Annotated in this window: 11 protein-coding genes; 7 read left to right on the plus strand and 4 right to left on the minus strand. The window is 35.4% G+C overall.

Features of this window, described 5'->3' with window-relative positions; genetic code table 11:
* The first annotated feature begins 57 nt into the window (after positions 1–57).
* Both HX124_RS09415 and HX124_RS09420 read left to right on the plus strand, forming a co-directional pair.
* Positions 58–450: a PaaI family thioesterase gene (locus HX124_RS09415; RefSeq protein ID WP_107007669.1), complete on the plus strand. Its 393-nt coding sequence runs from the start codon at positions 58–60 to the stop codon at positions 448–450.
* A 148-nt stretch (positions 451–598) separates the two neighbouring features.
* A complete protein-coding gene (locus tag HX124_RS09420) occupies positions 599–2,350 on the plus strand; it encodes a tannase/feruloyl esterase family alpha/beta hydrolase (RefSeq protein ID WP_502872816.1) in 1,752 nt (583 codons plus the stop codon).
* Positions 2,351–2,447: 97 nt separating this feature from the next.
* Here the strand turns inward: HX124_RS09420 and HX124_RS09425 are convergent, their stop codons facing one another.
* Positions 2,448–3,797, minus strand: a complete 1,350-nt coding sequence (locus HX124_RS09425) for an MFS transporter (protein WP_286376811.1) — start codon at positions 3,795–3,797, stop codon at positions 2,448–2,450.
* A 402-nt stretch (positions 3,798–4,199) separates the two neighbouring features.
* Between HX124_RS09425 and HX124_RS09430 the strand changes: the two genes are divergently transcribed.
* Both HX124_RS09430 and HX124_RS09435 read left to right on the plus strand, forming a co-directional pair.
* Positions 4,200–5,273 (plus strand): aromatic ring-hydroxylating dioxygenase subunit alpha, encoded by a 1,074-nt coding sequence (locus HX124_RS09430; RefSeq protein ID WP_286382374.1) that lies wholly within the window; start codon positions 4,200–4,202, stop codon positions 5,271–5,273.
* Between the two features lie 11 nt (positions 5,274–5,284).
* Entirely contained in the window at positions 5,285–6,232 is a 948-nt protein-coding gene (locus tag HX124_RS09435) for a PDR/VanB family oxidoreductase (RefSeq protein WP_286382375.1), read from the plus strand.
* Between the two features lie 158 nt (positions 6,233–6,390).
* On the opposite strand, the gene HX124_RS09440 is transcribed toward HX124_RS09435, so the two are convergent.
* From HX124_RS09440 to pobA, 3 genes are all read right to left on the minus strand, one after another.
* Positions 6,391–7,491 carry a DUF6670 family protein gene (locus HX124_RS09440; RefSeq protein WP_286382564.1) on the minus strand — a complete coding sequence of 367 codons (1,101 nt, stop codon included), beginning with the start codon at positions 7,489–7,491 and terminating at the stop codon, positions 6,391–6,393.
* Positions 7,492–7,617: 126 nt separating this feature from the next.
* A complete protein-coding gene (locus HX124_RS09445) occupies positions 7,618–8,307 on the minus strand; it encodes a GntR family transcriptional regulator (RefSeq protein ID WP_286382377.1) in 690 nt (229 codons plus the stop codon).
* Positions 8,308–8,494: 187 nt separating this feature from the next.
* A complete protein-coding gene (gene pobA, locus HX124_RS09450) occupies positions 8,495–9,709 on the minus strand; it encodes a 4-hydroxybenzoate 3-monooxygenase (protein ID WP_286382379.1) in 1,215 nt (404 codons plus the stop codon).
* 142 nt (positions 9,710–9,851) lie between these two features.
* Here pobA and HX124_RS09455 point away from each other — a divergent pair, with 142 nt between their 5' ends.
* The 3 genes from HX124_RS09455 (at position 9,852) to HX124_RS09465 (ending at position 12,759) form a co-directional block, all read left to right on the plus strand.
* Positions 9,852–10,661 carry an IclR family transcriptional regulator domain-containing protein gene (locus tag HX124_RS09455; protein ID WP_130073605.1) on the plus strand — a complete coding sequence of 270 codons (810 nt, stop codon included), beginning with the start codon at positions 9,852–9,854 and terminating at the stop codon, positions 10,659–10,661.
* A gap of 138 nt (positions 10,662–10,799) precedes the next feature.
* Positions 10,800–11,669 carry a sugar phosphate isomerase/epimerase family protein gene (locus HX124_RS09460; RefSeq protein ID WP_286382382.1) on the plus strand — a complete coding sequence of 290 codons (870 nt, stop codon included), beginning with the start codon at positions 10,800–10,802 and terminating at the stop codon, positions 11,667–11,669.
* Between the two features lie 19 nt (positions 11,670–11,688).
* Positions 11,689–12,759, plus strand: a complete 1,071-nt coding sequence (locus tag HX124_RS09465; RefSeq protein WP_286382384.1) for a Gfo/Idh/MocA family protein — start codon at positions 11,689–11,691, stop codon at positions 12,757–12,759.
* Positions 12,760–12,803 lie beyond the last annotated feature (44 nt).

Consider the following 12,803-nt stretch of genomic DNA (forward strand, 5'->3'; position numbering starts at 1 on the left):
TAAGTTGGATTAATAATTTAAGTAAATGATTTGAATAATTTTTTATAAGGACATGATATGCAAGATCTGCAAAATTTAGAACTTCCTCCTATTCACCATACTTTAGGTGGGCATGACCTAAACTGGGACATAGAACAACAAATTTTTACAGCGAAATATATGGGAACATCTGCATTTACCAACCCACGTGGTCATATTGAAGGAGGAATGATTTGTGCGATGTTAGATGATGCAATGGGAATTTTTGCAATATGTGCCAATGAAAATCGTGCAGCAACAACCATTAATTTAACTATGGATTTTTTAAGACCCTGCCATATAGGGGAAATCACTGTTCAATGCCAATTTTTACGACAAGGACGCAAGATCTTAAATATTGATGCTTCAGCATGGCAAGACGAAAAAGTGGTTGCAAGAATGACGGCTAATTTCCTTGTACTTGTCAGCTAGGTTTTGGTTTTCAATGTCTTAATTTTCAATAGTTTTTAATATTTAACGTATCAAACCATGAGATGAATGCTCAAGACGATTGAGCATGCTCAAATCATTCGCTTAAAAATAGCGAAAAATAAAAATATGGAATCAAAGGAATAATTTCATGAAAAATCGAACAGATTTATCAAAAAAGTCTAAGAAAATTTTGGCTTTAAGTTGCTTAATGACACTGGTGGCGTGTAATGATGACAATACTGAAACTGTCCAAAATCAGCCTATTGCTATTCCACAATTAAGCCCTGCTGTTGCTGCAAAAATGGCAATAGATTGTCAAAATCTAACTCGTTATCAATATAATAAAACCGTCATTACTGATGCTGAAGTTCAGGCAACAGGTGTATTAAAAGTGGGAAATAATCCTATTCCAGAACATTGTCTAATCAAAGGCTATATGGAACAGCGTGTTAGCCCTATAGATGGACAAACATATCAAATTGGTTTTGAAATGCGCCTCCCAACACAATGGAATGGTAGATTTTTATATCAAGGCAATGGTGGTACAGATGGCAATATTGTTAATGCTGTTGGCAATATTGGTAGTGGCGGTCCTATAAGCAATGCGCTATATACAGGGTTTGCTGTTATTTCATCGGATGCTGGGCATAATGCGACACAAAATCCACTTTTTGGTTTAGATCCAGAAGCACGTATAAATTATGGTTATGCTGCTATGGGTAAACTCACCCCTATGGCAAAAGATTTAATCAAATTTACTTATGGAAAATATCCTGATCGCTCTTATGCTGGTGGGTCTTCAAATGGTGGACGTCATGCGATGGTTGCAGCAACTCGCTTTGCAGACCAATTTGATGGTATTGTTGCCAATGCACCAGGATTTCATTTACCACGTGCCGCAGCAGCTCAACTTTATACAGCTCAACAATTACGTCGCGTTGCAACAGATGAAAATGATTTAAGTACTGCTTTAACTTTAGCTGAAAGACAAGTGTTAGCGGACTCAATTTTAGCGAAATGTGATGCTTTAGATGGAATTGATGATGGCATGGTTCAAGACATAGATGCCTGTCGTACAGCTTTTAATATATTTAAAGATGTTCCTATATGTCAGACAAACCAACGTGATGGACAATGTTTAACCGAGCTACAGCTTGATGTTATTGATAAAATTTATACAGGACCAATCAACGCTAAAGGCGAACATCTTTATGCAACACAACCGTATGATCCTGGGTTAATTGGTAATAATTGGGCGAGTTGGAAATTCTCTTTGTCGGTTGGCAGTCAGCGTGATCCCGTTGCAGTAGGTATCATTTTTCAAGTTCCACCAAATCCATCAGTGATGGATGATTCTAGAAAATTTGCTTTTAATTATAATTTTGACACTGATTTTGCAAAACTTTTTAATACGGATCAGACTTATACTGAAAGTGCGATGTCATTTATGCTGCCTCCAAATGAGCTAAATTTAGATACCATTCTTAATAAAGGTGGCAAAATGATCATTGTGCATGGTGCTTCAGATGGTGTTTTTTCAGTTGATGATACACAAAACTGGTATGATAAAATTACATCTACTTATTCAGAAAAATCAATTCAAGCCTCAGACTTTGTAAGATTTTTCCGAGTTCCAGGAATGAATCATACTTCAGCAGGAATCGCAACTGATCAGTTTGATGCACTGACTGCACTTGTTCGTTGGGTTGAATATGGTGAAAAACCAGATCAAATTATTGCAACAGCACGAGGTATAGGAAATTTAAGTGGTGTCATTAATACTGAAATTCCTCAAAATTGGTCTTCCGATCGTACTCGCCCATTATGTTTTTATCCTTTAGTTGCTCGTTATAATGGTCAAGGAAATAGTGAAAAAGCTGAGAATTTTAGCTGTAAATAAAAATTTATAAAATTTACTTAGGCTATTTTGGTCAATATTTTAAAGCAGACACATTGAAATGTATCTGCTTTTTTGATTTTTACTCTTTATTTTAAAGCTAAACGGTGATTTCTTTGACATCGATTGGTTTGGTTTTTTGGCGGTAAAAGATTTTCCCTAAAGCCAAAACAAGAAAAATAGCGAAAATAAAAACAACACCATAATAAGCATATAAGGTTGCAGGTGCTAAACCTTGGTCGAGGAATAACCCTGCTATTGTTGGTGATAAAATGGCACCTAAACGCCCAAAACCAATAGCATAACCTACCCCTCGACTGCGTATATCTGCCGAATAGATGGTTGGAGAAATTGAATATAATCCTGCAACACAACCATTAATCACAATACCCAGTAATAAACCCACTGCTAATGCAATATTGACTTGTGTTGATACGCTAACAAAAAGAAAAACTCCAAGTGCAGTTAAAGCTAAAAATAAACTTAATGCATAAAATATTTTAATTCGTGAAGCAAGTAAACCGATCAGTGCAGCACCAAAAATACCACCTACACTGATTAAAATACCTGTACTCACCCCTTGTTGTGGTGACATTCCCATAGAAATCAGAATTTTTGGCGTCCAGCTCATCACAAAGTAAAAACCGAACATGACGAGAAAAAAAGCGCCCCATAAACATAAAGTTTGCAAGCCTTGTTGTCCTTGAAACAGTTTGGTCATTTGCCCTACTTGTTCTTTTCCCTGATGATTTTGATAAGTTGGTAAATGCGTCAGTCTACTGATTTGCATACGTGCAATAATTGTATTGATTTTTTCCAAAGCTTGTTTAGGTCGTTTCGCAAGTAAATAATCTAAAGATTCAGGCAGCAACCAAGCACTGATACCCAGCATAATTAAAGTTGAAACGCCACCTGCGAAAAAAATACTACGCCAACCCAAATGTTCAATCAAAGTTAATGATAAAATTCCACCAAATGTTGCCCCTATTCCATAGCCAGTTGACATTAAACTGACGGCTAGACTTCTCCAACGGGCATTTGCATATTCACTTGCAAGAACATTACTACATGCCAAAATACCACCGACTCCGACACCTGTAATAAATCTAAGAAGTGCTAAGGTGCTATGGCTTGGCACAAAAGCACATGCCAACATGCTGATTCCTGCAATGAATAAACATATTAAAATTAATAAACGTCGTCCAATTTTGTCTGCTAATGGCGCTAAAAAAATTGATCCAGCCGCCATACCAAATAAACCCGAACTCAGTAATAAGCCGATTTGAGCGCCTGAAAGTGACCATTCTGCTGAAACTGAAGGTGCAGTAAATGCCATGACCATGACATCAAAACCATCAATAATATTTAAAAAAATACAAATAATGATAATAAACCACTGATACTTCATCATTTTATTTTGGTTTATTTCTTCAACAATATCTCTTTCCATTTATATATCTCTCCGAATTTGGAAAAGATACACAAGGCACAGTCATGATGAGCTTTGAGTGATTATGCATATCCTTATCCATAATTGCCTAGATCAAATAATCCAACCATTTTGCTTTTTATTAAAAGAAAAATAATGTCTATGAAGCATCCTGCTTCCTTTTTATACTGACTTTATGGATCCAAAAAATCAATATATTTTATAAAAATAAAGAAAAATATACCTATTTAAATACAATAAATTATTTTTTAAATTAAAATTAATTAAATACTATCACTATAATAAAGCATAAATTACAAAAAATAGATCAAGTTACAATCATTTAATTATTTTTATTATTCAGTTGACCTTATCTGAAAATTATCTTAAATTGGATCCAATTAGTGATAAGGAGTCGTCACAATGTTTATTAAAAATGCATGGTATGTTGCTTGTCGTTCTGAAGACATTACAGAAAAACCTTTAGGACGCACGATTTGTAATGAAAAAATTGTTTTTTATCGTGGGCATGAAAATAAAGTTGTCGCTGTTGAAGATTTTTGCCCTCATCGTGGTGCTCCATTATCCTTAGGCTATGTAGAAAATGGTCATTTAGTTTGTGGTTATCATGGTTTAGTTATGGGATGCGATGGCAAAGTCGTGTCTATGCCAGCGCAACGTGTTCAGGGTTTTCCGTGTAATAAAGCTTATGCTGTTATTGAAAAATTTGGTTTTATTTGGATTTGGTTAGGTGATATTTCACTTGCTGATGAAACAAAACTACCTTATTTAGAATGGTCTGATCATCCTGAATGGAGCTATGGCGGAGGATTGTTTCATATTCAATGTGATTATCGTTTAATGATCGATAATTTAATGGATCTGACTCATGAAACCTATGTTCATTCTAGCAGTATTGGACAAAAAGAAATTGATGAATCTTTACCAGTCACTCATGTTGATGGAGACCATGTCATTACTGAACGCTATATGGAAAATGTCATTGCCCCACCTTTTTGGCAAATGGCTTTACGTGGTCATCACTTAGCTGATGATATTCCTGTAGACCGTTGGCAACGTTGTCATTTTTATGCGCCAAGTCATGTACATATTGAAGTTGGTGTCGCGCATGCTGGACATGGAGGCTATCACGCAACAAAAGATAAAAAAGTAGCTGCAATTGTTGTGGATTTTATTACCCCAGAAACAGAAACATCTCATTGGTATTTTTGGGGAATGGCACGTAATTTCCAAGCGGATAACGCAGACCTGACTGAACAAATCCGTCAAGGACAAGGCAAAATTTTTACAGAAGATTTAGAAATGTTAGAGCAACAACAACAAAATATATTACGTAATGCACATCGTAAATTATTAATGCTCAATATTGATGCTGGAGGTGTTCAATCTCGTAAAATCATTGAGCGTTTAATTGCAGCAGAAACTCAGCAAAATAAGAATACAATACGCCAATTCCCTAATATTCATGTGATTTAAGGAGTTCGAAAATGGACGTTCGTATTGATAAAATTCATCAACTTACAGCAAATATTCGCGCTTTTGAATTGGTGTCTACAACACATGACCCTTTAGCTCGTTTTAGTGCAGGCTCACATATAGATGTACATTTAAAAAATGGTTTAACTCGTCAATACTCACTCTCAAACAGTAGTCACGAAAATCATCGCTATGTCATTGGTGTATTAAATGATGAAAATTCACGTGGTGGATCACGCTGTATGCACAACGAATATCAGGAGGGTGATATTTTAAAGATTGGGCAGCCGCGTAATTTTTTTGAAATTCATGCAGAAACTCAAAGCGCCCTGCTATTTGCAGGAGGTATTGGTATTACGCCTATCCTCTCTATGGCATATCAATTAAAACAACAAAATATTCCATTTGAGTTACATTATTTTGTACGCTCTCATGAAATGTTAGCATTTTATGGCAATTTAACGACACATTTTGCAGAACATCTACATGTTCATATTCAAGATCAGCCCGAAACTCAATGCAATTTGCAACAAGTATTGGCTACACCTTCAGCTAAAAAGCATTTATATGTGTGTGGTCCTCATGGTTTTATGGATTTTATTCGCGAAACAGCACAGCAAATGAATTGGCAAACACCGCAATTACATCAAGAACATTTTGTTGCTCAAAAGCAAACTCAACAAAATGATGAAGCATTTACCATTGAAATACTGGGTTCTGATCAAAAAATTGAAGTTGCAGCACACCAAACAGCCACTCAAGCTTTAATTGAGCATGGTTTTAATATCCCTGTTTCTTGTGAACAAGGCATTTGTGGAACCTGTATCACATCTGTTGTTTCAGGTATTCCTGAACATCGAGACTTATTTATGACGGATGAAGAACATGCAATGAATAATCAATTTACACCCTGTTGTTCTCGTTCTAAAAGTAAAATATTAGTGCTAGAACTCACTTAAAAATTGAGCATTTCTCGATGACTACTCATTCAGTAAGAATGTCTCTTTTATTTAAATGATCAGATCTGAATACTGAACAGATTTTATTGACAATTCATTTATATTTTGACGATAAATAAGTCATTTATGAATTGTCAACAAATCCACCATGTCATTCTTTATTGATCCAAACTTGCTTGGTCTTGCATATCAACATATTCAATATAACCTCGTCCTTCTACATGACGATCAAAATATTGTCCTTTAAACTGATATGCACTTGCATAGCCACGACCATGCCCATAGCGATATTCACTATCAATTTCAGCAATAATATTTAAAATAAGTTGTTGTTTTTCATCACGTGCAGTCCAACTAAATCGGCGTGGCAAGCGCATTTTGTGCCCATCAGGTGCGACATAGACTTCAGCATCGTAATCAATAACTTTAAACTCAACATCGGTATAGACTTCAGCTTTTTGATCTGTATGGCGAATATGCAAAGTGTAAGCTGCTGGCTGCTCTAAAATATCAACTTTAGTTAATAATAACTGTGTCGTTTCATTTAAATTAATGATTTGATAAGTAAAAAAAGTCAGTGGAATTTTATGTTGTTCTGGTAACAACTTACTCATCACACTATATGGTCCTACCGCACGTGCATATTCATAAGTACATAGACCTTGAGCATGTGTTGTTTTATTTTGATAATTTAATTCGCCTTTAAACGTACTCAACAAACTAAAATGATCATAAATTGGTGATTTCACAAACCATGACACCTGATCAGACACATCTAAATCAAATGCAAAACTAAGCCCATGATACTGACCTTTCAGTTGAATATGCGGTAATTTTCCAGAAATAGAAACTTCTTGCCCAAGTTCAATCAAATGATTTTCATTTGAAATATGCGTATCTTGAGGAATAATATAAGCTTTCAATAAATGCTGCTCCACCGCAGCAGTGCTTGAAAATAAAGTGGCTGACTGACGCGGATCACCAAGCGTAATATGATCGTGATCGAATGCCAAAACACCAGGCGTTCCAATAAAAATCATAATATTTAAATAACGATGCGGTTCAGGTAATAATGGAAAAAATATTCCATAATGTGACCATGCATATAACTTGTCATTCACACGTGGATCGATCATTTCAGGGGTTTTAAAACTTGATGTCGATGATTTCACAGCTTGGTCTAATAATGCCTGACCTGTTAATAAAGTTTTTCCAAAAATTTTACTAAAAATTGATAGATAAGGTAATTTTCTTTTCATCATTGCCTGTGAATATTTTAAATTTTGTCTATGCTAAAAATAAAAACCAAAATGCAAAAGTGGATTTTAGGACAAATTTTATGCTTTATAGGACATGAAAAATCACGAAAAATGTTTTAATTCAGTTCATTCAGCCTGATTTGTGAAAATTGCCCGTACTGTTTCTCCTAATAAAACTACACTGCTATGCTCACGCATCAGACTTTCTGCGCGCCCTGCTTGACGATGAAGCAATGCATCATAAATGGAGCAATGTTGTAAATGTGCATAATGCAATCGTTGGTATTCTGACAAAGGTTTATTTGAATCATATGTGAGTGCTTGAGCCGAAGCCATTGGCAGTTGATTATTTTTTGCCAAAGCCTGCATTAAAGCGATATTTTGCGAAGCTTGAATAATAACATCGTGAAAAATGACATTTAAATTATGGTACTTTTCAATATCATCATCATTAAATTCTGATTTTTCAGCAAATAGTTTTTCGATCTCGACAATACAATGCTTTAGTTTTTCTTGCTGTTCTGTGGTGATGCCTTGTTCAGCCAGTTTTTTTGCAGCCAAACCCTCTAACACGCCACGTACTTCTAAAGCATCATGGATTAAATTTTCTGAAATTTCACGCACCGTATAACCACGAGTGGGATTTTTTAATAACAATCCTTCTTGTTCAAGCAAACGAAATGCCATACGGACAGGTTGTCTAGAGACATTTAAAAGTTCAGCCGTTGGAATTTCTACAATTCGACTGCCCCCCTCTAACTCACCAGAAATGATCATTTTTCTTAATTTCAATAATACCTGTTGCCCTGAAGACATACCTTACTCATTTAAAAAACTATTTTGATTATGCTAACAATTTCACTGCTAAACTGACAATTGATTTATGCAAAGAAATGAAGACTTTATCCATTTATCATGGACTGACTTATTTTACCATCTTGCTTATTTTCAGTTCAGAATAATAAAAAAACCAGAGATGAACTCTGGTTTTTTTATCCTGCATTTAGCTAGCTTTGGGTAGATTTTCAAACTTTTTTATTTCATAAGGTAAACCGACATAGTTTTCTGCCAATGTGGTTTGTCCTGCTTCAGAACCTAAAATATAAGCCAATTCCGCTTGTTTAATTTTTAAATCAAAGTCACTTTCAGTTTCAAAACGATGTAATAAATGCGTCATCCACCATGAAAAACGTTCTGCTTTCCACACTCGTTTTAAACATTTTTCTGAATATTCAATAATACCTTGCTCAGAATTATTAATATAATATTCAATTAATGCACTCGATAAATATGCAATATCAGAAGCAGCTAAATTTAAACCTTTAGCACCTGTCGGTGGTACAATATGTGCCGCATCACCAGCCAAAAATAAGTGACCAAAGCGCATTGGTTCTGTCACAAAACTGCGTAATGGTGCAATACTCTTTTCAATCGATGGACCTGTCACCAAGTTTTCACGACTTTCAGCATCTAAACGGTTTTTAAGCTCTTCCCAAAAACGCTCATCTGACCATTCTTCAACACGATCTGTCAGTGGTACTTGCAAATAATAACGACTACGGGTATTTGAGCGCATGCTACACAAAGCAAAACCACGCTCCGACTGTACATAAATCAACTCATCAGAAACAGGAGGAACATCAGCCAAGATACCCAGCCAACCAAATGGATAAACTTTTTCAAAAGTCTTAATTTTATCTTGCGGAACACTTGCACGACATACACCATGATAGCCATCACAACCTGCGATAAAATCACATTGAATCTGATATTGCTGATCATTTTGTGTAAAAGTCACATAAGGTTGCGCATAAAAATCATGAATTTTAACGTTTTGTGCTTCATAAAAAGTGGTTAAATCTGCCTCGCGTCGTGCTTGCATCAGATCTTTTGTTACTTCAGTTTGCCCATAAACGGTAACTTGTTTACCCTGTGTTAAACCAGATAAGTCAATACGATGTTTTTCACCACCTGTTAAAATTTCAATACCATGATGCGGTAAACCTAATTCATTTAAATGCTGATCCACACCTGCTTCTTTGAGTAAATCAACAGAAACTTGCTCTAAAATACCTGCACGAATACGTGCTGCAACATAATCTGCACTTTTTTGTTCAATAATAATATGCTCAATACCCGCTTTATAAAGCAGTTGCCCAAGCAATAATCCTGCTGGACCCGAACCAATAATTGCAACTTTAGTCTTTAAAATTTCCATTTTTCTTACTCCTGATCTTATGTCATTTAAGTTAAATTTTTTATGTGAAATAGACTATAGTAAAAAAATGAAATTCACCGTATAACGGTATCAATATCCGTATAGCGGACAAAATTTAAAAACCTAAATATAGGGAAATAAAATGCGTTATGCACTTATTCACAATGAAAGTTCAGGTGAAACCATCACTCAAGATGATTATATTGCAAGTTTTGCTAAAGGCTTAAGTTTACTCGAAGCTTTTGGCATAGACCGACAAAAGCTCAATGCAACACAAATTGCAGATCGGACAGGCATGAGCCGAACAGCCGCACGACGTTATCTAAGGACTTTAAAATTTCTCGGATATTTAGAAGGTGACGATCATTATTTTTGGTTGACACATAAAGTATTACGTTTTTCGAGTTCATATTTAAGTTCAGCACATTTACCTAAAATTGCTCAACCGATTTTAAATATTTTATGTGCTCAAACCTCACTGACTTACTCTATTGTGGTCTTAGATGATCATGAAGTTGTACCCATTGCACGTAGTTTTTTACCCCAACAAGATATTATTCGTAGTAGTCCTTATGGCATGCATTTAGGCAATCGCTTACCTGCACATGCAACATCAACAGGAAAAGTACTCTTGTCCGCATTTAGTGCAGATGAACAACAAAAATGGTATGAAAAATATGGGCTTAAACGTCTAACACCATTTACAGTGCAAACTAAAGAAGACTTTTATGCTGTGTTAGAGCATGTTCAAAAACAAGATTTTTGCCTTTCTAAAGAAGAGCATGAACTTGGTGTCATTGCACTGGCTGTGCCTATTGTGAACAGTCAAGGGCAAGCCATCGCTGCATTAAACTGTATGTCTCAAACCCATCGTGTGACTGAACAATATCTAATAGAAAATATTTTACCTCTGTTAAGGAATACCGCTTATGAGCTCAGGATGATGCTATAAAATCATGTAAAATATTTTATGGAACACTGTTCCAATTTTTTAAATAGCTTGCTAACATTGTACTCACATGGATGAATTTCGTATTTAAAGTTCAAGCAAAACTTTAAATTTAATTTAATATTCAAGAAGAATAGTACAATGAAAATTGCAATAGATGGTTATTGTTATCACCGACACTTTAATCAGCATTATCCACTTTTAGAGCAGGAAGCCGTTCCTCAACTTGATTTTTGGCAATGCCTCGAACAAGCAATTCAATTTCAAATTGAAGGAATTTCGATTGAAAGTTTTATGCTTCCTGATCCTACAGAAGATGACATTCTAAAATTACGTCAGATTTTATCAGCCCAGCAACTAGAATTGGTTTGGGCATGGGGACATCCTTCAGGTTTTGAAAGTGGGCAAAATGCGCAGGCACTTGTTGATTTTCAAAAGCATGCAAAAATTGCCCAAGCCTTAGGTGCAAAAACCATGCGCATTTGCGCAGGTGGGCGTAAAAGTCGACCTCAAGGTACATGGCAAAATCACAAAAAATCTCTCCTCCCTTTACTTGAAAAAGCAACTGATTTTGCAATACAGCATCAGCTCACACTGGCGCTTGAAAATCATGTTGATCTGTTGGCAGATGAAATCGTCGATCTGGTTAAAACGATAGATAGCCCTCATTTTGGAATTTGTTTAGATACTGCAAATAATCTAAGAATGTTAGAAGATCCGTGGCAAGCGATTGAAAAAATGGCACCTTATGCGAAAGCAACACACATTAAAGATGTTCAAGCATTTCAAGGTGATCCTAAAACATTTGCATTTTGGCCCAGTGTCGTTTCGGGTCAAGGTTTAATTCCATTAGAAAAGACATTTCACTTACTCAATCAATTGAATTATCAAGGACTTTTAGCTTTAGAAATTGATTATTTACATCCGCAATATACCTCTGAATACGATGCTTTTTCACAAAGCTTAAATTATTTAAAAAATCTCAAACAATCAGTTTTAAATCAACGCTAAGAACGCAAGGAAAGCAAATATGTCTTTAAAAAAAATCGCCATTATTGGTGCAGGTGTGATGGGAAAAAAACACGCTCAAACCATTATTCAACATCCTCTTACAGAATTGGTTGCCGTTTGTGACCCATTTTCAGATGCGATGGCAAAGGAATTTGATGTCCCAAATTTTCAAGATCTCAATGAATTATTTAAAAATCAATTGATTGATGGTGTAATTATTGCTAACCCAAATCGCTTCCATGTTTCAACAGCGATAACTTGTATGCAACATGGCATACCCTGTTTACTTGAGAAACCACTTGCATTGAATACAGAAGAAGCCTTAAGTTTAATCAGCGAACAAGAAAAATTAAATATACCTATTTTAGTGGGTCATCATCGTCGTCACAATCCGATTATTCAACAAGCTAAAGAATTGATTGAAAAAGGTATTGTGGGTGAAATCAATACTTTTAATGCACTATGGAGTGTTTATAAACCTGATCCATATTTTGATATTGAATGGCATCGAAAAGCGGGTGCAGGTGTTTTAGCCATCAACCTTGTGCATGATCTGGACTTAATGCGCTATTTAAATGGCGAAATTGTTTCTGTCCAAGCCATGACTTCTCATAAAAATCGTCAATTAGATGTGGAAGATACGATTTCAATTTTAGTTCGTTTTGAAAATGGCGCTTTAGGTACATTATTGGCATCTGATGCAGCGGTTTCACCGTGGGGTTGGGATCAAAATACTGAGGAAAATAAAAATAGTTTTGCCACTTCGCCTGACCAAGACTGTTATTATATTAGTGGTTCACAAGGAGCATTGAGTGTACCGAATTTAGAATATTGGAATTATCCAGAAAATAGCCAAAAAAGTTGGGCTGTAAATTTAGTGAAAAATAAAATAGAACCCAATAAACAAGAAGACGTTTATTTACTTCAGTTAAGCCATTTTGTTGATGTCATCAATGGGCAAGTTGAACCTATTTCATCGCCACAAGACGCGATTAAAAATATTCAACTTTTAGAATGTATTGAACAAGCAGCGAAGGAACAACGCACAGTTCATTTATCGTCTTTAACTCAATTACAAAAAACGGCTTAATACTGCTTAATATCATCCTCCTACATGTCATAAAAAAAACAGGG

Source organism: Acinetobacter sp. 226-1, assembly GCF_030329325.1.
Classification (GTDB): Bacteria; Pseudomonadota; Gammaproteobacteria; order Pseudomonadales; family Moraxellaceae; genus Acinetobacter; species Acinetobacter sichuanensis.

Coding starts and splice junctions, on each gene's coding strand:
- HX124_RS09415 (WP_107007669.1), top strand. CDS start 58: ATGCAAGATCTGCAAAATTTAGAACTTCCTCCTATTCACCATACTTTA.
- HX124_RS09420 (WP_502872816.1), top strand. CDS start 599: ATGAAAAATCGAACAGATTTATCAAAAAAGTCTAAGAAAATTTTGGCT.
- HX124_RS09425 (WP_286376811.1), bottom strand. CDS start 3,797: ATGGAAAGAGATATTGTTGAAGAAATAAACCAAAATAAAATGATGAAG.
- HX124_RS09430 (WP_286382374.1), top strand. CDS start 4,200: ATGTTTATTAAAAATGCATGGTATGTTGCTTGTCGTTCTGAAGACATT.
- HX124_RS09435 (WP_286382375.1), top strand. CDS start 5,285: ATGGACGTTCGTATTGATAAAATTCATCAACTTACAGCAAATATTCGC.
- HX124_RS09440 (WP_286382564.1), bottom strand. CDS start 7,491: ATGAAAAGAAAATTACCTTATCTATCAATTTTTAGTAAAATTTTTGGA.
- HX124_RS09445 (WP_286382377.1), bottom strand. CDS start 8,307: ATGTCTTCAGGGCAACAGGTATTATTGAAATTAAGAAAAATGATCATT.
- pobA (WP_286382379.1), bottom strand. CDS start 9,709: ATGGAAATTTTAAAGACTAAAGTTGCAATTATTGGTTCGGGTCCAGCA.
- HX124_RS09455 (WP_130073605.1), top strand. CDS start 9,852: ATGCGTTATGCACTTATTCACAATGAAAGTTCAGGTGAAACCATCACT.
- HX124_RS09460 (WP_286382382.1), top strand. CDS start 10,800: ATGAAAATTGCAATAGATGGTTATTGTTATCACCGACACTTTAATCAG.
- HX124_RS09465 (WP_286382384.1), top strand. CDS start 11,689: ATGTCTTTAAAAAAAATCGCCATTATTGGTGCAGGTGTGATGGGAAAA.